Raw genomic sequence first — 22,580 nt, forward strand, 5'->3', positions numbered from 1 at the left:
TGCGGCCAGCGACCGTGTCATCGTCGCTGATGATCCGCATCGTGTTCACGTCGTAAGGCTTGACGCTCGGACCATCGTCTTCGAACTGGATGCGGCTTCCTACAGCCACTTCGCTGACGGCCTTGTCGCCATCGAAGTCAGTGACCGTCAGGACGGCGTTGACCTTACCGGCGAGGGTCTGCAGCGCAGTCGACGGATTGCGGTCATTCGCGTCGTCGTTCTCGTCGTGGTCGGACGGATCATCGTGCCTGATCGAGACATACTGGACCAGGGAAAGGGTGCCGTTGTCCGAAAGATGCAGGGCAAAGGCTGCCGGGTCGGACGAATTCACGGTGGAATTACCGTCCGGGCCGTCATAGCGGCCGACGATCAGACCATTTTCCAGGAACAATACGATCGAGCGACCATCCGTGGTGAAGAGGCCAGAGGGGGTGCGGTCTCCACCGTTGATCCTCAGATCCCACTCAATTTTCACATCATCATCGGCGCCGCCGTTGATGTCAGCCGCGACGAAATTCGACTGCTGAGCGAACTGAGCCGACATGTTCGGATCTTCGCCCTTCGTGCCGACAAACCTGAAGACGTTAAGAGGGCCGTCCACATCTTCGTTCTGCCGCTTGTCACTTTCATCGACCACAAGTGTCTCGTTGGTGTTGCGGGCAACTGCCGTCGGCACGTCATCCTTGATGGTGATCGTGAAGGCATCCTTGAGGATGACGCTGTCGCCATCATGGTCGGTCGCCTTGATGATCGAACCGAAATCGATCGCCTCGACGTCCTTGTAACGGAAACCGTCCTGCAGATCGGTGTTCTGACCTTTACCGAGATCATGGTCGAGCTGGTCATGAAGTTCGAAGGTGTAGGAACCGTCTTCATTGACCGTGAGCTTGAAGACAAGACGATCACCTTCGCCATAACCGGAATTGCCGGCGTCGTTGTCATAGGCGTAAAGCGTATTGCCCTGGATGTCGTAGCTGAGCTCTGCTCCCTTGGACGACAGACCGAGGTACCGCAGCTCTGAGACCGCCGTCTGCTCGCTGATGAAGGTGAAATTGACCGTATCGTCCGCGCCGCCCTTGATCAGGTTGGCGAGCGAACCGGAGATGAAGGCCGGACCCGGCTGGTTGTTGTTCGGGCTGCCGGTGAAGGAGCCGTCGCTGTTGCCGTCGTTCGGGCTGGTGCCGACCGAGCGGCTGGTCTTGATGTCGTCTTCGTCGACGAGGCGCTCTTCCTTGGCACCGCTCAGTTCCGGAACGTCGTCCTTGATGGTGATCGAGAAGGCATCTTTCAGAATGACACTGTCGCCGTCAAAGTCGGTTGCCTTGATGATCGAACCAAAGTCAATCGCCTCGACATCCTTGTAACGGAAACCGTCCTGCAGATCGGTGTTCTGCCCCTTGCCGAGGTCGTGGTCGAGCTGGTCGTGAAGCTCGAAGGTGTAGGAGCCGTCTTCGTTGACCGTCAACTTGAAGACGAGGCGGTCCCCCTGGCCGTAACCGGCGTCACCCGCGTCGTTGTCATAGGCGTAAAGTGTCTTGCCCTGGATGTCGTAGCTGAGCTTGACGCCCTTCGACGACAGGCCGAGGAACTGAAGCTCTGAGACCGCCGTCTGTTCGCGGATGAAGGAGAACTTCACGGTATCGTCCGCGCCGCCCTTGATCAGGTTGGCGAGCGAGCCGGAAATGAAGGCCGGACCCGGCTGGTTGTTGTTCGGGCTGCCTGTGTATGAACCGTCGCCGTTGCCGTCGTTCGGGCTCGTGCCGACCGAGCGGCTCGTCCTGATGTCGTCTTCATCGACGAGGCGGTTTTCTTCACGGCCGCTCAGTTCCGGAACGTCGTCGCGGATCTTGATCGAGAAGGCATTGTTCAGCGAGACGCTGTCACCATCATAGTCCGTGGCCTTGATGAGGGCACCGAAGTTGATCGCGGTGACATCCTTAAACCACAGGCCATCCTGCAGGTCGAAGTTCTCATCCGAATTGGTCGGGCGCTCCCGGAAATCATCGCCTGGGGCGTCGTGGTCGAGCTGATCGTAGAGACGGAATTCGTAGGATCCGTTGCCATTCAGCTTCAGTTCGAAAACGAGGCGATCGCCAAACTGCGGGTCGTAGCTTTTGCCAAGTTCCGGGCCCGCGTTATCGAAGGCGTAGAGAACGCCGTTGCGAATTTCATAGCTGAGTTCGGCGCCCTTGGAAGAAAGGCCGAGGCTCTCCAGCATGCCGCGCGCGACATCACCGTTGATGAAGGAGAAGGTCAGCGATTCGTCGGCGCCAGACTTAACGAGACTTGCCAGCGAACCCGAGAGGAACGCCGGGCCGGGCTGGTTGTTGCCCTGGCTGCCGGTAAAGGAGCCGTCAGCATTACCATCGTTCGGGCTCGTTCCAAGCGATTCACCGGGGAAACGGTTACCCAATGTGGAAATGTCGTCTTCATCCACCGTGCGGTGTTCGGACGCGCCACGGACGAGTTCCGGAACGTCGTCGCGGATCGTAACGGAGAAGTAGCCCGTCAGCGGCACGCTATCGCCGTCGAAGTCGGATGCCTTGATGATCTGACCGAAGTCGATGTCCCGGACGTCGCCTTCGACATCATCCTGGAGATCGGTGTTCTGCCCCTTGCCGAGGTCGTGGTCGAGCTGGTCGAAGAGCTTGAATGCATATTCGCCGTTGGCTTCCACGGTAAGCGTGAAGACCAGGCGATCCGGCCCCGCATTGTAGACGACACCCGGCTCACCAGCGTTGACGAAGGCGTACAGCGTATCACCGATGAGATCGAAGGACAGTTCGCCACCCTTCGAGGTCAGGCCGAGCCGTGTCAGCACTGCACGGGCCGCGTCCTCATCAATAATCGAATAGATCGTGAACCGGTTGTCGGCGCCGAAATCAACCATGCCGGCTAAGGAGCCGGACACTGTGGCCGGGCCAGGATTGTTCGATCCACGATCGCCCGTGAAGGATCCATCACGGTTGCCGTCGTTCGGGCTCGTGCCAAGCGACTCGCCCGGAATATCCCGACCAATGGTCGAGATATCGTCTTCATCCACCGTATGAGCGATCGGCCGACCGATGATCACCGGCTCATCGTCCTCGACGCGAACCGTAAACTTGCCATCGGCGCTGTCGCCATCGGAATCGGTTGCCGTGAAGGGGATCTCAAAGTCGAGGAAGTCGACCGGGTTCAGTTTCGGCCCCTCATCGCCATCGAAGATCGCGACCTGCAGTTCAGGACCATCAACCGGAGGCAGCTCGATGACCGTGTCGCCGTCAGTCGGTTCATCAACGCGGACTACGGGCTCGTAGTGATCGAGATTGCCAACCAGCTCAAAGGTGTAGGAGCCATTGGCTGTCGTCGGGTTCAGCGTGATGATGAAAATCGTTTCACCTTCGCCCGGATATGGGAATTCGACGAACTTGTCCCCTTCACCTTCGATGTATAGGGCCTTGAGCGGGCCGTCGAAGAAAGGCTTGTATGCGACCAGCTGATAGCCGCCATTCCACTTGCCGTCTGCGCCAGTGGTGTATTCGATGCGATAGGCCAGCCGGGAACCGTCGGAGCTCAGGCCCGCGAGACCAGGAATCGCCGCCTGGATCTCTTCCGATGTCGAAGAGGTGTCGAGGCCCGTAAAGCTGACTGTACGGCCAACCGGGTCATCACCGTTCGGCTCACCGCCTTCACCCAGAGTTTCGCTCTTGAGATCATTGTCCGCACCCCAGCGAATGCCGAGCGAACCTTCAGCCTTCGAAGTGCTCGAAAGCGGCATATCCGAGTCGGACTCCGAGTCCGAAACACGCTTTACGAGCTTTGGCTCGACAACCTTGCTTGTGAGATCGTCTTCGTTGACAGAACCGCCGACCGGGGCGCCAATCGTCGGCGCATCGTCTTGCACGTCTATATTGAAGGTGCCGGTGACGCTGTCGCCGTCCCGGTCGGTGACGGTGTAGGTAAAGCCGAGGCGCAGGAGATCGTCAAGATCATCCTGCGAGCCGTTGCTGCCCGCGTCAGGATGCTCGAGCTTGCCAAAAAGTTCGAAGGTGAAGTCACCCTCGACACGGTTGGTGATCGTGATGGTGAAGACGAGGTTGCCGGCGGAATCGCGACCTTCGAGCGCCAGGAAATCGAGGTCGGCGCCGTCTGTCGGCGCCGGGAAGCTCGTGACCGTGATCGGGAGACCGCCCGAAGTGAAGCCGCCGAGAACCTTGAGGCCATCGCCTTCATTGACATCGGACGCGCCAACGAAACCGATGGCCGTGATCGTGCCGGAATCCGGGCCCGGATTGAAGGGCAGACGGCCGCTGATGATCTTCACGCCATCGCCGCCGGCAATGACAGCCTCGTCATAGATGAACGAGGTCGTCAGTGGGGTCGGGATGGAGGGCCGGCCATTACCACCGAACACGGCAGCCGTGCGAAGTTCGTCGCCGAAGCTGGTATCGCCCAGCAGATCTGCCAGAGCCAGATCTTCCGGGCCGGCGTCAATCGGATCGTCATTGAAGTTGCGGCTCGCAGCGGGCGTCGACTGGGCCGAGAAGGTCCCATCCGGCCCGGCCGCAACGTTGATGTTGCTCTCTTCAAGGGCGGCAAAGAGCGCGACCTGCGGCAGCTCGACATCGCCGACCACAAAGGTCGGGATGTTTGCAGCGCCACCAATCACGGTGATCTCGGTGCCGTCCGCGAGGACGAGGACCAGGTTTTCACCGTCGACCTGGAATTCGAGGTTGTCGAGTTCGATGCCAGCCGGCAGCGTCACGACATTCTCGTTGTCGGGCGTTACTTCGCTCGGGATCACGGCTGCGGCGACGTCAACCGGCTGCTGGGCCGGCAGGCGGTCGGTGCGACCGGCGTCGGGCGTTTCCGCCTGGGCGACCTCGATCCCTTCCACGGTCTCGCTTGCGAAACCCAGATGCTGTTCGACCGCAGAGTCGAAATCGTCTGCTGCGGAAGTATTGTCGATGCTGGACAGACGCGGATCTTCGATGGACATGGTAACTCACCCCTTAACAAGTTGAGGGCAGTTAAATCCCGATGCCGGGGCAAGTGCAACGGTTTCTTAACCCTGAATACATAACGGGTTATGCTTGCAGCGACCATTATTGAAAAAGAAGTTAATTTCGGGCCGAAAAATCCTTTTATTTCTGCAGTTTACTCAAATTTTAACGAATGAGCCCCGGCGACCGGAACGGCATCCATCGATTGCGCTGGCGAGCACCAAGTCCACTTGAAGCAGTATCCAGAGGGCCACTGAAAACAAGCAAAGGCCGGACACCCGTCAGGTATCCGGCCACTCAAGAAAACGGGACGACGGGGTCAGTCTTCCGCGAAGATCGGGTCGTCGATGAAGGGGCCGCCCTGATAGACCGCGATCGTATCAGCCGGCTTCGGCCTTGCGACATCTGCTTCGATTTCGGCGCGGAAGCGCTCAGCATTGTCTTTCGGCTGCCAGCCGAGATAAGAGACATGGGAATTGTCCCACCAGCGCGTGTCGTTGTTCGAGCATCCCCAGATCACCGGGCAGCCCAGGCGCGGGACGCGGAAGATGCATTCGATCATCGACAGGAAATCGTCGTAACTCATCCAGGTGGAGAGCATGCGATGGTTCTTCGGCTTTTCCATGCAGCTACCGATGCGCACCAGGGCCGTCTCCTGGCCGAACTTTTCGAAATACATGCGGGCGAGCGCCTCGCCGAAGCATTTGGACACGCCGTAAAGCCCATCCGGGCGCATGGGCATCTCGTGGTCGAGATACTCGTCCTGGCGGTAGAAGCCGATCGTATGGTTGGAGCTGGCAAACAGGATGCGCGGCATGTCGTTCGCGCGCGCGGCCTCATAGAGGTTATACAGACCGAGCAGATTGGCATTCATGATCTTGGAGAACTTGTCTTCAACCGAGATGCCACCAAGATGGATGATGGCGTCACAGCCTTCAACGAGCCTGTCGACGGCCGCCCGATCGCCAAGATCGCAAACCATTGCCTCCTCATGCGCCGCGACCTGACCGAGATCAACGATATCCGAGACCCTGACGATCTCCGCAAGCCCCTTCAAACGCCCGCGCATCGCGCTGCCCAACCCGCCGGCAGCCCCCGTCAGTAAAAGCCTCTTCACGCGCAGTCCTCCATGATGTCACACCTGAACTTATCATACAGGTTGCCCTGACCCGGTCAATATCGTAAACCTTATGGGCGACAGGCTGACAAAGTCCGACGCATCTATGATGATGTGCGCAGGTACACAGGGGCGGGGAAACACGTATGGCATTGCAGGCACGAAGCGAAGCGGGCTCAGGAACGCTTGTGGAGAAACTCGGCGACACGTTGCGCAAGGCGATCGGCGCCGGTCAGTTCCCGCCCGGCAGCAAGCTGCCGAGCGAGGCGCAACTGTCCGAAGCCCATGGCGTTTCCCGAACCGTCGTCCGCGAGGCGATCGCTTCGCTCCGCGCCGACCGCCTGGTTGAAGCCCGACAGGGCGCTGGCGTCTTCGTCCTCACCCCTCAGGAGCCGACGCCCGCGCCGCTGCTGATCGGCAATGTGGATCCGGCGCGCGTTTCGTCGATGATTGAACTCCTGGAGCTCAGAACGGCTGTTGAAGTAGAGGCTGCAGGCCTCGCCGCATTGCGACGCTCCCCCGCCCAGGAAGAAGTCATACTTGAACGGCACTACGCTATCCGCGCCTGTCTTGAGGCGGGCCAATCGACCACGGAGGCCGACTTCGCCCTTCATCTCGCCATCGCCGAAGCCACCAACAACCCCCGTTTCCGTGAATTTCTCGCGATGATCGGCAAGAACGTCATCCCGCGGGCCGCATTGCGCGACGAAGACAGCGAGGAAGACCAGTCCGCTTATCTGCGCCTCATCGATGCAGAACATGCAGATATCGTCGAGGCGATTTCCCAGGGCGACGAGGAGGCCGCTCGCGACGCCATGCGCCGACATTTGCGCGGCAGTCAGGCGCGCTACCGCGCCCTTTTGCGCGAGCAGCGCCAACCTGTACGATAACATTTGACATAGGCGTCGTTAATACGTATGACAACTTGGCCGGAGGAGGCCAAGAGAGGACATTCGAACATGACGCCGCAAGATATCAAGGCCGCGCTCGGCGCCGGCCTGCTCTCCTTTCCTGTCACGCATTTCGATGACGCAGGGAATTTCAAGTCCGACAGCTATGCAGAGCATGTGGCGTGGCTGTCAGGCTTCGACGCGCCTGTGCTGTTTGCAGCTGGCGGCACGGGAGAGTTCTTTTCGCTGACGCCATCGGAAGTTCCGCGCGTGGTTGCCGCAGCCAAGGAAGCCGCCGGGAAGACGGCGATCGTCTCGGGCTGTGGATATGGCACCGACATTGCCATCGAGATCGCGCGATCTGTCGAAAAGGTCGGTGCTGATGGCATCCTGCTGTTGCCGCATTACCTGATCGACGCGCCGCAAGAGGGCATGTACCAGCACGTCAAGCGCATCTGCCAATCCGTCGGCATCGGCGTCATGGTCTACAACCGTGACAATTCGGTTCTCGGTGTCGAGACGCTGCAGCGCCTGTGCGACGAGTGCCCGAACCTGATCGGCTTCAAGGATGGCACCGGCGATATCGGGCTCGTGCGCCAGATCACGGCGACCATGGGCGATCGCCTCACCTATCTCGGCGGCATGCCGACGGCTGAACTCTTCGCCGAGGCCTATCTCGGCGCTGGTTTCACGACCTATTCATCCGCCGTCTTCAACTTCGTGCCGGGGCTGGCCGTCGACTTCTACAAGGCGCTGCGCGCCGGTGAACGCGAGCGGTGCGAGACGATCCTCAAGGACTTCTTCTATCCGTTCATGGCCATCCGCAGCCGGCGCAAGGGTTATGCCGTCTCTGCCGTGAAGGCCGGTGTGCGTCTGCAGGGCTTTGCCGCCGGCAAGGTGCGCCCTCCCCTCGATGATCTGACGGCGGAAGAAGAAGAGATGATGGCCAAGCTTATTGCGCCGTGGAAGCGCTGAGCAAAGGACGCGCAGACATGAAGATCGCAGAGGTTCGCACCCATCTTCTCGAGCACAGGCTCGCCGTCCCGTTCCAGAGCGCTTCCATGCGCTTTGACCGGCGGGCGCATGTGCTGGTGGAGATCGTCTGCGACAACGGGCTGACGGGCTGGGGCGAATGCCTCGGGCCGGCTCGGCCGAATGCGGCGGTGGTCGCGGCCTATCGCAACTGGCTGATCGGCATGAACCCGCTGGAGACCGAGAAGATCTGGGCGGTTCTCTACAACGCCCTTCGCGATCAGGGCCAGCGCGGCCTGACACTCACGGCGCTTTCAGGCATCGACATCGCGCTCTGGGATATCAAGGGCAAGCATTTCGGTACATCCGTGTCGACGCTGCTCGGTGGACGCTTCCGCGAGAGTGTGAAGGCCTACGCCACCGGCAGCTTCAAGCGCGACGGCGTTGATCGGGTCGAGGACAATGCGAGTGACATCGCGCTCTATCGCTCCCAGGGCTTTCACGCATCCAAGATCAAGGTCGGTTTCGGGATCGAGGAGGATCTGCGGGTCATCCGGGCTGCACGCGAAGCAGCCGGCTCCGAGATGCGCCTGATGGCCGATGGCAATCATGGCTATGGTGTTCTGGAGGCCGTCGAATTCGGCCGCCGGGCTGCAGAGTATGGTCTCGACTGGTTCGAGGAACCCGTCGTCCCCGAACACCTCGCCGCCTATCGCGAAGTTCGGGCCAGGCAGCCGATCCCGGTCGCCGGCGGCGAAACCTGGCAAAGCCGCTGGGGCATGAAGGAACCGATCGAGACCCGCGCAATCGACATCGTCCAGCCGGATCTTGCCGGTGTCGGCGGCTTCACCGAGGCGAAACGCGTCGCCGATCTCGCGGCATTGCACGGTGTGCGGGTCGTGCCGCATGTCTGGGGCACGGCCGTGCATATTGCGGCAGCCCTGCAGTTCATCGCGGCGATGGTGCCGGATCCGGTGCGCGTCAACCCGATCGAGCCGATCCTCGAATTCGATCGTACCGACAACCCCTTCCGCCAGGCCGTGATCCAGACGCCGATCGAACACGAGAATGGCGTCGTCGCCATCCCCAACGCTCCCGGGCTTGGCATCGAAATCAACCGCGATGCCCTCCAGGAATTCAAGATGAAGGACGAGGCATGAGCCTGATCCGCACCCTGTCCGGCGCCAAGCCAAAGATCGTCCTGCCGAAGGGTGCTATCGACACCCAGATGCATGCCTATCTGCCCGGCTATCCGGCTCTTCCCGGCGGGCCTGGCCTTCCAGCCGGCGACCTGCCGACACCTGCGCAATATCGCCAGTTCATGGACTGGATCGGCATCGATCGCGTCATCGTCACGCAGGGCATGGCGCATCAGCTGGACAATTCCAATCTCGTCGCATGCCTTGAGCAGTTCGGGGACATCGCCTGGGGCATCGCGGCCGTCGATGCCAGCACAAGCGCAGCCGAGCTCGACCGCTTGTCAGCGGCCCGCGTCCGTGGTGCACGCATCATGAACCTGCCGGGCGGCGCGGCCAATCTGACCAAGCTTGAGGAAGTGGACGCGATTGCCGCCAGCCGCGACTGGATGATCGCCATCCAGTTCGATGGTAGCGACATCCTCGACTACGAGGAGCGGCTCTCGAAACTGAAATCCCGCTGGGTGCTCGACCATCACGGCAAGTTCTTTTGCGGCGTGACACCCGAAAGCCCTCAGGTTCAGGCAACAAAGCGGCTGATCGACGGCGGCCGCTGCTGGTTCAAGTTTGCCGGCGCCTACGAGTCCTCCAAGACGGGCGGGCCCGATTTCGCCGACGTGGCCGCCGTTGCCCGATCAATTGCGGCGCATGCGCCCGAACGCATCGTCTGGGGCTCGAACTGGCCGCACAATCTGGCGCGAACACAGGCGGACTATCCAGACGATGCGGCCCTTGCCGACACCGTGCTTGGCTGGTTGCCCGATGAGGAAGCCCGCCGTCTCGCGCTCGTGGACAACAGCCAAGACCTTTTCGGCATCCCGCCTTCTGAAGGCAGATAGTCGAACTGCTAATCCGTCGAAACGGGAGGTTTCGACGGCTCAATCAAAGAGGAGGAAGACCAATGAAAACTGCCGCAATGCTTAGCCTCGCAATGGGGCTCACCCTTGGTGCGGGTGCTGCCTTCGCCCAGGAAATCACGCTGCGTTCCGCCGACATCCATCCCGATGGTTATCCAACGGTCGATGCCGTCAAGTTCATGGGCGAATTGGTCAAGGAACGCACCAACGGCCGCATCGCCATTCAGGTGATGAACAACGCCGCACTGGGCTCGGAAAAGGACACGATCGAGCAGACGCGCTTCGGCGTCATCGACATGAACCGCGTCAACAGCGCGCCGTTCAACAACCTCGTACCGGAAACCGTCGTCTTCGGCCTGCCCTTCCTGTTCCGCGACACCGAGCACATGCACAAGGTGGTCGATGGAGACATCGGCGACGAAGTGCTGGCCGCCTTCGAACCGCACGGCCTGATTGGTCTCGCCTTCTACGATTCCGGCGCGCGCTCCTTCTATTCGACCAAAACCCCGATCAACAGCCTTGCCGATCTCAAGGGCATGAAGGTCCGCGTCCAGCAGTCGGACCTCTGGATCGCGATGATGGAAGCCTTTGGCGCGAACCCGACGCCGATGCCCTTCGGTGAAGTCTATTCGTCGCTCGAAACTGGCGTGGTCGACGCTGCCGAAAACAACTGGCCCTCGTATGAGTCCTCGCGTCACTTCGAAGTGGCCAAGAACTACACACTGACCGACCATTCGCTGACGCCGGAAATCCTCGCGATCTCGAAGGTGACCTGGGACAAGCTGACACCGGAAGACCAGACGATCATCCGGGAAGCGGCAAAGGAATCCGTCGGCAAGATGCGTGAGCTGTGGCAGGCCCGCGAAAAGGCGTCGGAGGAGAAGATCCGGGCATCTGGTGCGAACATCATCACCGTCGACAAGGCGGAGTTCGCCGCTGCCATGCAGCCGGTCTATGACAAGTTCATCACCGATCCCAAGATGAAGGATCTCGTCGAGCGCGTTCGCGCCGTCAAGTGAGACAACAGACCGGCCGCATCCGAGATGCGGCCGGTTTTTTCTTATCCTGGATTTCGGAGGGATCCATGTTGCGTTTCATGCGGGCTGTCAGGCCCGGCCTCAGCTGGCTGAGCCGCGCCTGCCTTTATCTGGCCGGCCTCGGCGTGGTCCTGATGACCATCATCATCGGCTGGCAGGTTTTCGGCCGTTACGTGCTCAACGACACACCGAGCTGGTCCGAGCCCCTGTCGCTCCAGCTGATGTCCTGGTTCATCCTGCTGGGTGCTGCCGTCGGCGTGCGCGAAAGCGTGCATCTCGGGCTCGACATCGTTCGCCACAACATGGCGCCTCGCGTCCAGCGCCTGATGGATCTCGTCAGCCTCGGCCTGATCTGCCTGTTCGGCGGCGCCATGTCCTACTACGGGACGCAGTTGGCCATAGGCACCTGGACGGCTCGTATCCCGGTGCTCGGATGGCCGGGTGGCATAGATTTCATCCCGCTCATCGTCGGTGGCGCGATGATCTCCATCTTCGCGCTTGAACGCTTCATCGACACGTTCATCGGACAGGTCGAAGCAGTCGCCGACGAAATCGCTCAGGCCGAGGTGGTGTGATGGCCTATACGATCCTCTTCGGTACCTTCGCCTTCCTGATGGTCCTCGGCATGCCCATCGCTTTCTGCCTTGGGATCGCGTCGCTGGCGACCGTCATCTATATCGGCATCCCGCCGATTGTAATTTTCCAGCAGCTGAATTCGGGGATGAATGTCTTCGCCATGATGGCGATCCCCTTCTTCATCTTTGCCGGCGACCTGATGGTTCGTGGCGGCATCGCCTTCCGTCTCATTCGCTTTGCCTCCGGCTTCGTGGGACACATGCGCGGCGGTCTGGGGCAGGTGAATATCGTCTCATCGACGCTGTTCGGCGGCATTTCGGGTTCGGCGGTTGCCGACGCATCTGCCATCGGCGGCCTTATGGTGCCGCAGATGGCGGCGCGCGGCTACGATCGCGGCTACGCCGTGAACGTGACGATCAGCTCTGCCCTGATCGCCCTGATGATTCCGCCGTCGCACAACATGATCCTTTACTCGATCTCAGCGGGCGGAACGGTCTCGGTTGCGGATCTCTTCACCGCAGGCATCATTCCCGGGATGCTGCTGACCGTGGCCCTGATGGTCACCGCCTATGTCGTGGCCCGCAGACGTGGGTATCCGGCCGAACCCTTTCCCGGCTTCGGGAAACTGCTGGTGTTCTTCTTCGCCGCCCTGCCAGGTCTGTTGCTGATCGCAATCATCTTCGGCGGCGTGCGCTCCGGCGTCTTCACGGCGACCGAAAGCTCCTGCATCGCGGTTATCTACGCCTTTCTCGTCGCCGTTCTCGTCTATCGTGAGCTGAACTGGAGCGGCTTCGTGGAGGCGATCCTGGGGGCTGTGAAAACCACATCATTGGTGTTGCTCGTCATCGGCATGGCCGCTGCCTTTGCATGGCTCATGTCCTTTCTCCAAGTGCAGGTCACGCTCATCCAGCTGGTCAAGTCTATCTCGGACAATCCGATGGTCGTCCTGCTGCTGATCACCGTGGTTCTCCTGATGCTTGGCACCTTCATGGACATGGCGCCTTTGATCATCATCACGACGCCGGTCTTCCTGCCGATCGTCCAAGCCTTCGGCATCGATCCCGTGCATTTCGGCGTCATCATGATCCTGAACGCCGGGATAGGCCTGATCACGCCACCGGTTGGGACCGTGCTCTTCGTCGGCTGTGCCGTGGGCAAGATCACCATCCGGGAGGCGATGCAGACGATCTGGCCATTCTTTGGCGCCTGCGTGACGGTGCTTTTGTTGGTCACCTTCATTCCCGAGATATCGCTCTGGCTACCAGCGCAGTTCAAGTGATCCTCCCGCCCTCGCATTCCGAGGGTTCTCAGCAGGGGCCTCGGCCCCTGCCTTTTTTCCTGCCCGAGCGACATAGTGCACATTCGATACTGTCATTCTGGCAAGTGAACCACACAAAATGACAGATTCTCGCCATTTCGGCGGAGCGCGACCACCGCTACAGTGATCCAACCTTTGTTTTCAACCGGTGGATCATGACAGCGCCAGCCCCTTCGGAAAAAGCCCTCGTCCCCTTCGTCAGCGTCGAAAACATGATGCGGCTCGTGCATCACATCGGAATCGAGCGCGCGCTCACCGAGCTTACCGACGTTATCGAAGCCGATTTCAAACGCTGGGAACTGTTCGACAAGACGCCGCGCGTCGCGTCGCATTCCCGCGAGGGCGTCATCGAGCTGATGCCGACATCGGATGGGGAGATCTATTCGTTCAAATACGTCAACGGCCATCCGAAGAACATGGCCGAAGGCCTGCAGACTGTGACGGCCTTCGGTCTGCTCGCCGATGTCTCGACTGGCTATCCGGTTCTGCTCACCGAAATGACCCTGCTTACGGCGCTGAGGACAGCGGCAACGTCCGCCATGGCCGCACGCCATCTGGCACCGAAGGGTGCGACCACCATGGCGATGATCGGCAATGGGGCGCAAGCGGAGTTCCAGGCGCTGGCGATGAAGGCCGTGCTCGGCATCACCCATGTCAGGCTCTTCGACATCGATCCGAAGGCAACGGAGAAAACACGGCGCAACCTGGAGGGCTCCGGCCTTCATGTCACGGCCTGCACAACGTCACAGGCGGCGATCGAAGGCGCGCAAATCATCACCACCTGCACCGCCGACAAGCAGTATGCGACCATCCTGACGGACAACATGGTCGGCGCCGGCGTGCACATCAACGCGATCGGTGGCGACTGCCCCGGCAAGACCGAGCTGCATTGCGATATCCTCTCCCGTGCCGACACCTTCGTCGAGTATCCGCCGCAGACGCGAATCGAGGGAGAGATCCAGCAGATGGATCCGGACTATCCCGTCACCGAGCTCTGGCAGGTGGTCACCGGTCAGATCGAGGGCCGCAAGAGCGAGAAGCAGATTACACTGTTCGACAGCGTCGGCTTCGCGATCGAGGACTTTTCGGCGTTGCGCTACGTGCGCGAGCGCGTGCTTGGGACCGCCTTCTTCCAGTCCGTCGACCTGATCGCCGATCCGGACGATCCGCGTGACCTGTTCGGCATGCTGCAGCGGGCCAAGGGGTGATCAACCGGTCGGGGCGGCTGCGGCAATTTAAGCAGACAGAAATATTTGGGGCTTAATGTCTCCCTATGGCGGAGGAGCATGCCCGAATGAATGAAGTTGAACGCCTACGGATACTCGATCAATACGGCATTCTGGATACACCACTTGAAGAACCCTTCGAGCGTATCTCGGCTCTTGCACGCCTGATATTCGACACCCCGATCGTGCTAATTTCGCTGGTCGACGACCGGCGCCAGTGGTTCAAGACGAATATCGGCATCGATATCCGCGAAACCCCACGCGAGCAGGCTTTTTGCAACGAGACGATCCGGAGCGATGACGTGCTTGTGATCTCTGACGCAGAACATGATATTCGAACGGCACTAAATCCCCTCGTTACCGGTAGCCCGCACATTCGCTTTTACGCTGGCGCGCCCTTGATTACGCCCGAGAAGGCGCGACTGGGATCTCTGTGCGTCATCGACCGAGCACCCCGTCGCTTCGATGAGCGACAGAAGGCAATCCTTCAGTCGCTTGCCGGTCTCGTAATGAAGGAGATGGAACTAAGGCGGCAGACCGATCATGACTGGCTCACTGGCGCTACGTCTCGCTCCGCATTCTATGGAACTTGGGAGCGACTGGCCGCCCGAATGACGCCACCGTCGATCGGCCTGATCAGCTTCGACATCGATCACTTCAAGCAGATCAACGACCGATTTGGTCATATGGCAGGCGATCGCGTGCTGATCGACGTTGTGGAGGTGTGCCGTGGCGTCCTGCGCGATGGGGATGTGATCTCACGGATGGGAGGCGAGGAATTCGCCGTTCTCTTGCCGGGGGCTACTGCCAAGAGCGCGCTTGCCGTCGCCGAGCGGCTGCGCCAGGCCATCGAAAGTTCGCGGAGGCCAGAGGGCGATGGCACGGTCACGGCGAGTTTCGGTGTCACCATGCTCGATCAGAGCGACATTGGTCTGGCAGATCCGCTGCGACGCGCGGACGAGGCTCTCTATCAATCCAAGGCCAACGGCCGCAATCGAGTCACCTGTTCCTGGGCCATGCCTGCGGAAATAGGCCCTGGCGTCGGTAGCGTGCGCAATGGGTCTTTAAGCAGATAGTCTGCCCGTTGGTCCGATCCGTTCATGCCGGCCCGAGAAGAATGTCCTCGGCTTCTTCACGTTCCATGTCGAGCACACGCTTGGCCAGATCGAAGCCGAAGCCCTGGCGGGCGAAGGAGGCGATCTCTTTGCTCCAGCGGGCGTCGTCGGCTTCAACATCCGGCCGGCGGAAGGGCCCGAAGGCCTTCTTGCGCGCGTAGACCACGGCCGAGCGAAAATCGTCGGCGTCCACGAGGACGGCTTCGACGATACTGCGGTCGACCCCCTTCTCAGCAAGCTTGCGGGCAATCGCACGCTTGGAGCGACCGCTGCGCGCCGCCGAATTCGCACGGATCTCGGCGTAATTCTGGTCGTCTAGCGCCTTCATGCTGCGCCCGAAGGCAAGGGCCGTCTCGGCGAGCGCGTTTAGCTGCCCCTCACTGATATCTTCGAACTTGCTGCGCGCCTTGCGCCTGATGGCGTCGGCGAGTTCCCGTTCGGTCATCATGCGCTTGGCAAGCCGATAGGCAGCCGAGTTCTTCGCCCAGGCCAACATGCGTGGCGTTGGCTGATCTTCAGTGGCTTTCGACGGTTCGTCCATGGGCCCGGTGTCCCAACTTCGTGGGCGATCGTCAACAGACTTCTGGACGGTCGGGATCGGTCAATGAGACCGCAGCCACTCCGCGAGTTCGGCCTCGGCGCGCTCGAGGGCGCTGTAGTTCAACAGCTTGCGCAGAAGCGCGACCGTCACCGCTCGTGCTCGAAGGTTGAAGCGCCCCTCGTCGCTGTCCTCGACCGACATCTGGTAGACCCCCAGCTTCTCGTAGAGCTGCTGCAGACGGTTCTGCACGCTGCGAATCGACAGGCCCCGGCGCCGAGCGATCGTGCGATCCGTGAGGCCGAGCGCGATATCCACCAGGATTTCGTATTCGCTGTCGCTGAAGCCTCGCACCTGACCGAGGCTCTTCTGCTGCATGCCGCGGACCTCGCGGTCGATGACGCATTGCGCCTCGACGAAGATGCTGCGGAGCGCGAGTTTCAGGCGCTCGTCGGAGGCTGATTTGAGCACGTAGCCGTAAGCCGCCCCATCCGGCACGATGCGGGAGACGCCACGCACATAGGCCTCGTCGGAATAGTTCGACCAGAAGAGGATGCGGGTATCAGGGCGCTCCTTCCAGATGGTGCGCGCCGCCTCAATGCCGTTGCGGGCGTTCATCTGCAGGTCCATCACGACATGGGCGGACTTGTGGTCGCGGGCAAGGCGCTCGCCTTCGGCCCCATTTCCGGCTTCGATGACCTTGTCGCATTCGGGAAGAGCGGCGCAGACGGCCTCCAGCAAATACGACCGATGCAGCGGATCGTCTTCGACGATGAGAACCTTCACTTGATGTCCTCCAGCAATCCTGCCTTGGCGAGGGTGAGCGGCATCTGCACGCGCATTACCGTCCCTCGTCCCTCGCGCGTCGTCCCCAGTGTCAGCTTGGCGGAAATGAGCCGCGCCCGCGTCACCATATTGTCGATGCCGCCGCCGGCGCTGCGATCCGAGCGGGAAAGCCCTTGCCCGTCATCGGCCACCTCGATCGTCAGGGCATGTGCCGTACTCTTCAACTTCAGCTCCAGCACATTTGCCTGCGCATGGCGCACGGCGTTGTTGATGGCTTCCTGCGCAATCCGGAACAGGGCGATGCGGACAGACTGGTCGATGGTGTCGATCAGACCGTCCGTGTCGTCGCTGAGGCTCCAGGCAAGCTGCGAGCCGTGGTCGCGCACGGCGCGGTCGAGATGGTTCTCGATGGCATGGGCAAAGCCGAAGAGCTGCAGGACGGAGGGCTTGGCCTCCTCGATGATTTCGCGAAGATCCTGCATGCAATGCTGCAGACCGCGCCCGACGGGCTCCAGCGCCTCGCCCTTGACCTCGCCTTCCTGCATCAGCCGGTCGATGCGTCGTGAAAGACGGGTGAGGTCGGCAAGCGTCTGGTCATGCAGATCCATACCGATGCGCTGCCGCTCGCGTTCCAGTGCTTCCGTCAGGCTCAAAGCCCCGGCTCGCAGCCCCTCCTCGCGGGCGCGTGCCTCGGCCTCGACGATCGCCGATTGTTTGGCCTGTTCGGCGGCTCTCAAGGCAAAGAAGTAGGGCGCGAGTAGGTCGGCGATGGACTGGGCATTGGCCACGTCCTGCTCGGTGTAAAAACCGACCGCATGCGACGAGCAACTGAGCGCGCCGATAACCTCACCGCGCACCTTGAGCGGTACATGGAGACGGCTGCGCAAATTGTGCTCGAAGATCGGGCGCGTGAAGGGCGTGTCGACGTGGTAGCGCGTCTCCTGCTGCGCATCATCCGTCAAAAGGAAGTCGATTTCGCCCCAGAGCAGGGTGCGGATCGGGCTGCTCGCGACCGGTGCGGGCGTGGTCTGACCCCAGAAGGTATCCAGGCCGGTCTCGTAAGCCGTGTGGTAGAGGCCGTTGACCATGGTGATGCAGACATCGAGGTGGTCATGCGGCACGATATGCGATACTTCGACGCCCACGGCCTTGATGGCCGAGCGGAAATCGAGCTGCCCGGCCAGGAGCCTGGATATGCCGAGATAGTGATCGAGCAGCGCTGACGGCGCGATCTTGAGCATGATGTCCTCCCCGCGACCACTCCCACGGCCGCATCTCCTTCATAACACATCTCGACAGGGTGGTCGTCCTGCGGGATCCCGCAGGACTTTGCGCAATTCCCGCAAACGTCCTGCCGTCCCGAACCTGTACAGGCGTCGCCATTGCCTCCATCCTGATCCTGCCGAGAAGAGGAACTCGGCGGGGAATTCAGACCGGGACACGCCCGGCTGTTTGGAGGAAACCGGTGCCAAGAGCGCCGGACAACAGGGAGTGAGATCATGAAGACCAGCAGAACCCTTCTGGCGAGCGCGGCACTGTGCCTTATCGCCACATCCATGCCCGCAATGGCCGATACATCGGCCAAGAAGATTGCCCTTTCGAACAACTATGCCGGCAATTCCTGGCGCCAGGCCATGCTGACCAGCTGGGAAAAGGTGACCGGCGAGGCCGTGAAGGCCGGACAGGTCGCAGCCGCCGACGCCTTCACGACCGCCGAAAACCAGGCGACCGAACAGGCAGCCCAGATCCAGAACATGATCCTGCAGGGCTATGACGCCATCGTCATCAACGCAGCCTCGCCGACGGCACTCAACGGCGCCGTCAAGGAAGCCTGTGACGCCGGCATCACCGTCGTGTCGTTCGACGGCATCGTCACCGAACCCTGCGCCTGGCGCATCGCGGTCGACTTCAAGGAAATGGGCCGCAGCCAGGTCGAATATCTCTCCGGCAAGCTGCCGCAGGGCGGCAACCTGCTCGAGATCCGCGGCCTTGCCGGCGTCTTCGTCGATGACGAAATCTCGGCGGGCATCCATGCTGGCGTAGAGCAATTCCCGCAGTTCAAGATCGTCGGCTCCGTGCATGGCGACTGGGCGCAGGACGTCGCGCAGAAGGCCGTCGCCGGCATCCTGCCGAGCCTGCCGGAACTCGTCGGTGTCGTGACCCAGGGTGGCGATGGTTATGGTGCCGCCCAGGCGATTGCTGCCGCCAACCGTCCGATGCCCGTCATCGTCATGGGCAATCGCGAAGACGAACTGAAGTGGTGGAAGGAGCAGAAGGACGCCAACAAATATGAGACCATGTCGGTCTCGATTGCGCCCGGCGTATCCACGCTTGCCTTCTGGGTCGCCCAGCAGATCCTCGACGGCAAGGACGTGAAGAAGGACCTCGTCGTTCCCTTCCTGCGCATCGACCAGGACAATCTCGAAGCAAACCTGGCCAATACCCAGGCCGGCGGCGTCGCGAATGTCGAGTATTCGCTCGAAGACGCCCAGAAGGTCATCGATTCTGCGATGTAACCGACCGGAACCTCCCCGAACCGTCCGGCCTTCGGGCCGGGCGGTGTGGGGAACCTTTGGCGCGTGAGTGAGAGAGTTGTGCAGTATGAATGCCATGCTCGATAAGGGCGATGGACGGCCCGTCGTCAGTGTTACCGATGCAAGAGTGAATTTCGGCGCGGTGAAGGCGCTCGACGGCGTCACGCTCGAGATCGGCGCCGGAGAATGCGTCGGTCTGGTCGGCCATAACGGTGCCGGCAAATCCACCATCGTCAACGTCATCAATGGCGGACTCACCCCGCATGAGGGCACAATCCGATACGGTCACGGCAGCGGAGGCCACAGCATCAATGCTGCGCGCGACGCCGGCATTCGCTGCGTTTTCCAGGAACTGTCGCTCTGCCCGAACCTGACGATCGTGGAGAACACCCGCGTCATGCATCGCAGCTTGAAAGGCTGGGGTTGGCGCAAGCGGGGTGCTGCCCTGATCGAGAGCAAATTGCAGGAAATCTTCCCAGGCCATTCGATCGACTGCCACGAGGCCGTCGGCACGTTGACCATCGCGGAACGCCAGATGGTGGAGATCGCGATCACCTTCTGCGAGATCGGCGCTCCCGTCCGTCTCGTCATCCTGGACGAGCCGACCTCGTCGTTGGATGCGCGGCTTGCCGAACAACTGCTCGCCTATGTCGAGCGCTTCGTCCGCGATGGTGGGTCTATCCTTTTCATCTCCCATATTCTTGGCGAGATCCTCTCGGTCTCCAACCGCATCGTCGTGATGAAGGATGGCAGGGTGGTCAGCCAGAGGCCGGCTGAGGAGTTTTCAGAACACGGCCTGATCGAGGCCATGGGCAGCGTGGTGAAGACTCGCGACGCCCGTACGAACCTGCAGAAGACGAACACGGCAAGTGTGCTGACCGCCGCGCCGGTGCGCGGGCGCGGCCTCCCCTTCCAGGCCGTGAAGGGTGAGATTGTCGGTTTCGCCGGTCTCGGCGGCCACGGCCAGACCGAGATGCTGGTCGGCCTCTTCGAGTCCCGAACCGGCAACTGGCTGCGCGCTGATAACCCCGAAGTCGCCTTCGTCGCCGGCGACCGTGCGGTCAACGGCACCTTCACGCTGTGGAGCATCTTGAGAAACCTCAGTATCGGCATCCTGCCGGATCTGTCGCGGCTGCAGACCCTCGACTTCTCAAAGGAGGAGACGCTTGGGCAGACATGGAAGGACCGGATCGGCATCCGCACCCCCGATATGGACAATCCGATCCTGTCGCTTTCTGGTGGCAACCAGCAGAAGGTTCTGTTCGCCCGGGCGCTTGCCAGCCGGGCACCCGTTGTTTTGATGGACGACCCGATGCGCGGCGTCGACTTCGGCACCAAGCAGGAGGTCTATGCGATCCTGCGCCAGGAGGCAGATGCCGGGCGGACCTTCGTCTGGTACTCGACCGAGATGGACGAGGTCTGCCTCTGCGACCGCGTCTATGTCTTCAACAACGGCATCATCGTTGCCGAACTCAAAGGCCACGAGGTGACAGAAGAAAACATCCTCTCCGCCTCCTTCCAGGAGGCCGCATGACGAAGTTCTTCTCAGCCGAGGGGATGCGCCTGCTGATCCCTGCCCTTTCGCTGGTCGGACTGCTGGCCGCCGTCTTCTATCTCCAGCCAAGGGCTATGAGCTATACCGGGCTTAACCTGCTGTTCAATCTCGCGGTGCCGATTGCGCTCGCGACCATTGCGCAGATGCTGATCATGACGGTCAACGACCTTGATCTGTCGATGGGCACCTTCGTCAGCTTCGTCGCTTGCGTGACGGCGACCTTCCTGCAGTCTTCGCCTCTGCTGGGCGTCCTCATCCTGATGGCAGCGATCGGTGTCTATGCGCTGATCGGCGTCATGATCTACCTTAGAGATCTGCCGTCGATCGTCGTGACGCTCGGCATGAGCTTTGTCTGGGGTGGGCTTGCCGTCCTCATCCTGCCGGCGCCCGGTGGCGAGGCGCCCGGCTGGATCCGGACAATCATGACGGTCAAGCCGCCACTGCTGCCCATGGCCATCGTCGCCAGCATCCTGATCGCCGTTGTCAGCCACTATGTCATCATGCGCTCGTCCTTCGGCGTCGTCTTGCGCGGGGTGGGCGGCAATAGCCGCTCGGTTGCCCGGGCCGGATGGTCGATCATCGGCGCACGCGCCGCCGTCTATGGTCTCGCCGGCTTCTTTGCCGTGCTGGCCGGTATGGCGCTCGTGGGACTGACCACCTCAGCGGACGCCAATATCGCGCTGCGCTACACGCTGCTCTCGATCGCCGGCGTCATTCTCGGTGGCGGCGAATTCGTCGGCGGGCGCGTTTCGCCGATCGGTGCCGTCATCGGTGCGCTCACACTGACGCTGGCCGGCTCCTTCCTGTCCTTCCTGCGGATCTCGCCGGACTGGCAGATCGGCGCCCAAGGCGCGATCCTGATCCTCGTGCTGACGCTGCGTCTTGCCCTCAATCGCGCCGAAGGCCGGAAGGGCAAGTCATGACCCAAGCACTCTCCACGCTCTTCTCCCGGACCTGGATCTGGTCCTTCATTGCTGCGGCCAGCGTCTTCCTCGTCACCATCGTCTTCACGGGCGGGGCGAGCACCGTCGGGCTCGCACAGGCCGCCCTCACCTTCGGCGCCTTCTCGGTGCTGGTCGGCCTCGGTCAGATGCTGGTGATCACGCTTGGCCCTGGAAATATCGACCTCTCGGTTCCCGCCAACATGACACTTGCGGCAACGGTCTCGCTCAAGGTGATGAATGTCGAGAACAGCATGATCCTGACCGGGCTGCTGGTCGCCATCGGTGTCGGGATCGCGATCGGGATCGGCAACTATGCGCTGATCAAGCTCTTGCGCATTCCGCCGATCATCGCAACGCTGTCGATGAGTTTCATCGTGCAGTCGACGGCGATCTGGACGAACCGGGGCTTGCGCATCAAGCCGCCAAGCTGGCTTGCGGACTTCACCACTTCTTCAACTGTGGGCATCCCGAATGTCGCGCTCGTTGCCTTGGTGTTCTCCGTCATCGTCTGGTACGTTCTCAACCGCACGGTCTATGGACGCTCGATCGCCGCGATCGGCCAGAGCATCCGCGCCGCACGCATGGCCGGCATCCCGATCGACGGCACGCGACTTGTCACCTACCTGCTCTGCGCCGTGCTCGCCTCGCTGTGTGGCTATCTGCTCGCCAGCTTCTCCGGCGGTGCGGCGCTCAACATGGGCACGGAGTATCTCCTGATGTCGATTGCCGTCGTCGTCATCGGCGGCACGGCGGTTGCCGGCGGGAATTCGAATGTTCCGGGGATATGGGGCGCCTCGCTCTTCATGTTCCTTGTCGTTTCGATGCTGAATACCTACGGTTTTGGCGCAGGCATCCGCCTCATTCTCACCGGTCTCATCATCATCGCCGTCATCATGCTGCCGACCACGCGCAGCGCCGGCAAAACCTGAAGCCC

The 22,580-nt window shown here is 61.3% G+C and carries 18 protein-coding genes; 13 read left to right on the forward strand and 5 right to left on the reverse strand.

Annotated features, from left to right (window positions below):
- Both IP85_RS07130 and IP85_RS07135 read right to left on the reverse strand, forming a co-directional pair.
- On the reverse strand, positions 1 to 4,981 hold a 4,981-nt coding region (locus IP85_RS07130; protein ID WP_245280824.1), incomplete at its 3' end, for a DUF5801 repeats-in-toxin domain-containing protein.
- A 323-nt stretch (positions 4,982 to 5,304) separates the two neighbouring features.
- Positions 5,305 to 6,102 (reverse strand): NAD(P)-dependent oxidoreductase, encoded by a 798-nt coding sequence (locus tag IP85_RS07135; RefSeq protein ID WP_054148996.1) that lies wholly within the window; start codon positions 6,100 to 6,102, stop codon positions 5,305 to 5,307.
- Between the two features lie 146 nt (positions 6,103 to 6,248).
- Between IP85_RS07135 and IP85_RS07140 the strand changes: the two genes are divergently transcribed.
- From IP85_RS07140 to IP85_RS07180, 9 genes are all read left to right on the forward strand, one after another.
- Entirely contained in the window at positions 6,249 to 6,992 is a 744-nt protein-coding gene (locus IP85_RS07140; protein ID WP_054148997.1) for a FadR/GntR family transcriptional regulator, read from the forward strand.
- A 69-nt stretch (positions 6,993 to 7,061) separates the two neighbouring features.
- Positions 7,062 to 7,967 carry a 5-dehydro-4-deoxyglucarate dehydratase gene (gene kdgD, locus IP85_RS07145; protein WP_054148998.1) on the forward strand — a complete coding sequence of 302 codons (906 nt, stop codon included), beginning with the start codon at positions 7,062 to 7,064 and terminating at the stop codon, positions 7,965 to 7,967.
- Positions 7,968 to 7,984: 17 nt separating this feature from the next.
- Positions 7,985 to 9,124 (forward strand): mandelate racemase/muconate lactonizing enzyme family protein, encoded by a 1,140-nt coding sequence (locus IP85_RS07150; RefSeq protein ID WP_054148999.1) that lies wholly within the window; start codon positions 7,985 to 7,987, stop codon positions 9,122 to 9,124.
- The gene (locus IP85_RS07155) at positions 9,121 to 9,999 is read left to right on the forward strand and encodes an amidohydrolase family protein (RefSeq protein WP_054149000.1); all 879 of its coding nucleotides are present in this window, start codon (positions 9,121 to 9,123) and stop codon (positions 9,997 to 9,999) included. The genes IP85_RS07150 and IP85_RS07155 overlap by 4 nt, the downstream gene beginning before the upstream one ends.
- 62 nt (positions 10,000 to 10,061) lie before the next feature.
- Positions 10,062 to 11,036: a TRAP transporter substrate-binding protein gene (locus tag IP85_RS07160; protein WP_054149001.1), complete on the forward strand. Its 975-nt coding sequence runs from the start codon at positions 10,062 to 10,064 to the stop codon at positions 11,034 to 11,036.
- 65 nt (positions 11,037 to 11,101) lie between these two features.
- Entirely contained in the window at positions 11,102 to 11,629 is a 528-nt protein-coding gene (locus tag IP85_RS07165) for a TRAP transporter small permease (RefSeq protein ID WP_054149002.1), read from the forward strand.
- Positions 11,629 to 12,909 carry a TRAP transporter large permease gene (locus tag IP85_RS07170; protein ID WP_054149003.1) on the forward strand — a complete coding sequence of 427 codons (1,281 nt, stop codon included), beginning with the start codon at positions 11,629 to 11,631 and terminating at the stop codon, positions 12,907 to 12,909. Before IP85_RS07165 ends, IP85_RS07170 begins: the two co-directional genes overlap by 1 nt.
- A gap of 194 nt (positions 12,910 to 13,103) precedes the next feature.
- Positions 13,104 to 14,156 carry an ornithine cyclodeaminase gene (locus IP85_RS07175; protein ID WP_054149004.1) on the forward strand — a complete coding sequence of 351 codons (1,053 nt, stop codon included), beginning with the start codon at positions 13,104 to 13,106 and terminating at the stop codon, positions 14,154 to 14,156.
- 86 nt (positions 14,157 to 14,242) lie between these two features.
- Complete coding sequence (locus tag IP85_RS07180; RefSeq protein WP_054149005.1) at positions 14,243 to 15,250, forward strand: sensor domain-containing diguanylate cyclase; 1,008 nt, start codon at positions 14,243 to 14,245, stop codon at positions 15,248 to 15,250.
- A gap of 22 nt (positions 15,251 to 15,272) precedes the next feature.
- On the opposite strand, the gene IP85_RS07185 is transcribed toward IP85_RS07180, so the two are convergent.
- Genes IP85_RS07185 through IP85_RS07195 form a run of 3 tightly spaced genes read right to left on the reverse strand, consistent with a single transcriptional unit; the run spans position 15,273 to position 17,854 of the window.
- Positions 15,273 to 15,830 (reverse strand): regulatory protein RecX, encoded by a 558-nt coding sequence (locus tag IP85_RS07185; RefSeq protein WP_054149006.1) that lies wholly within the window; start codon positions 15,828 to 15,830, stop codon positions 15,273 to 15,275.
- A gap of 60 nt (positions 15,831 to 15,890) precedes the next feature.
- A complete protein-coding gene (locus IP85_RS07190; RefSeq protein WP_054149007.1) occupies positions 15,891 to 16,613 on the reverse strand; it encodes a response regulator transcription factor in 723 nt (240 codons plus the stop codon).
- Positions 16,610 to 17,854, reverse strand: a complete 1,245-nt coding sequence (locus IP85_RS07195) for a sensor histidine kinase (RefSeq protein WP_054149008.1) — start codon at positions 17,852 to 17,854, stop codon at positions 16,610 to 16,612. Before IP85_RS07195 ends, IP85_RS07190 begins: the two co-directional genes overlap by 4 nt.
- 258 nt (positions 17,855 to 18,112) lie before the next feature.
- Here IP85_RS07195 and IP85_RS07200 point away from each other — a divergent pair, with 258 nt between their 5' ends.
- The 4 genes from IP85_RS07200 to IP85_RS07215 all read left to right on the forward strand — a co-directional run bounded on the left by IP85_RS07200 (position 18,113) and on the right by IP85_RS07215 (position 22,575).
- Positions 18,113 to 19,129, forward strand: a complete 1,017-nt coding sequence (locus IP85_RS07200; protein WP_054149009.1) for an ABC transporter substrate-binding protein — start codon at positions 18,113 to 18,115, stop codon at positions 19,127 to 19,129.
- A gap of 85 nt (positions 19,130 to 19,214) precedes the next feature.
- Positions 19,215 to 20,681 carry a sugar ABC transporter ATP-binding protein gene (locus IP85_RS07205; protein WP_054149010.1) on the forward strand — a complete coding sequence of 489 codons (1,467 nt, stop codon included), beginning with the start codon at positions 19,215 to 19,217 and terminating at the stop codon, positions 20,679 to 20,681.
- Positions 20,678 to 21,625, forward strand: coding sequence for an ABC transporter permease (locus IP85_RS07210; RefSeq protein ID WP_054149011.1), 948 nt, complete (start codon positions 20,678 to 20,680; stop codon positions 21,623 to 21,625). Before IP85_RS07205 ends, IP85_RS07210 begins: the two co-directional genes overlap by 4 nt.
- Positions 21,622 to 22,575 carry an ABC transporter permease gene (locus IP85_RS07215; protein ID WP_054149012.1) on the forward strand — a complete coding sequence of 318 codons (954 nt, stop codon included), beginning with the start codon at positions 21,622 to 21,624 and terminating at the stop codon, positions 22,573 to 22,575. The genes IP85_RS07210 and IP85_RS07215 overlap by 4 nt, the downstream gene beginning before the upstream one ends.
- Positions 22,576 to 22,580 lie beyond the last annotated feature (5 nt).

The sequence above is a fragment of the Rhizobium sp. AAP116 genome (assembly GCF_001295785.1).
Classification (GTDB): domain Bacteria; phylum Pseudomonadota; class Alphaproteobacteria; order Rhizobiales; family Rhizobiaceae; genus Allorhizobium.

What these genes read in the sequence shown, in the direction of transcription:
- IP85_RS07140 (WP_054148997.1), top strand. Translation starts at nt 6,249, where the DNA reads ATGGCATTGCAGGCACGAAGCGAAGCGGGCTCAGGAACGCTTGTGGAG.
- kdgD (WP_054148998.1), top strand. Translation starts at nt 7,062, where the DNA reads ATGACGCCGCAAGATATCAAGGCCGCGCTCGGCGCCGGCCTGCTCTCC.
- IP85_RS07150 (WP_054148999.1), top strand. Translation starts at nt 7,985, where the DNA reads ATGAAGATCGCAGAGGTTCGCACCCATCTTCTCGAGCACAGGCTCGCC.
- IP85_RS07155 (WP_054149000.1), top strand. Translation starts at nt 9,121, where the DNA reads ATGAGCCTGATCCGCACCCTGTCCGGCGCCAAGCCAAAGATCGTCCTG.
- IP85_RS07160 (WP_054149001.1), top strand. Translation starts at nt 10,062, where the DNA reads ATGAAAACTGCCGCAATGCTTAGCCTCGCAATGGGGCTCACCCTTGGT.
- IP85_RS07165 (WP_054149002.1), top strand. Translation starts at nt 11,102, where the DNA reads ATGTTGCGTTTCATGCGGGCTGTCAGGCCCGGCCTCAGCTGGCTGAGC.
- IP85_RS07170 (WP_054149003.1), top strand. Translation starts at nt 11,629, where the DNA reads ATGGCCTATACGATCCTCTTCGGTACCTTCGCCTTCCTGATGGTCCTC.
- IP85_RS07175 (WP_054149004.1), top strand. Translation starts at nt 13,104, where the DNA reads ATGACAGCGCCAGCCCCTTCGGAAAAAGCCCTCGTCCCCTTCGTCAGC.
- IP85_RS07180 (WP_054149005.1), top strand. Translation starts at nt 14,243, where the DNA reads ATGAATGAAGTTGAACGCCTACGGATACTCGATCAATACGGCATTCTG.
- IP85_RS07185 (WP_054149006.1), bottom strand. Translation starts at nt 15,830, where the DNA reads ATGGACGAACCGTCGAAAGCCACTGAAGATCAGCCAACGCCACGCATG.
- IP85_RS07195 (WP_054149008.1), bottom strand. Translation starts at nt 17,854, where the DNA reads ATGCTCAAGATCGCGCCGTCAGCGCTGCTCGATCACTATCTCGGCATA.
- IP85_RS07200 (WP_054149009.1), top strand. Translation starts at nt 18,113, where the DNA reads ATGAAGACCAGCAGAACCCTTCTGGCGAGCGCGGCACTGTGCCTTATC.
- IP85_RS07205 (WP_054149010.1), top strand. Translation starts at nt 19,215, where the DNA reads ATGAATGCCATGCTCGATAAGGGCGATGGACGGCCCGTCGTCAGTGTT.
- IP85_RS07210 (WP_054149011.1), top strand. Translation starts at nt 20,678, where the DNA reads ATGACGAAGTTCTTCTCAGCCGAGGGGATGCGCCTGCTGATCCCTGCC.
- IP85_RS07215 (WP_054149012.1), top strand. Translation starts at nt 21,622, where the DNA reads ATGACCCAAGCACTCTCCACGCTCTTCTCCCGGACCTGGATCTGGTCC.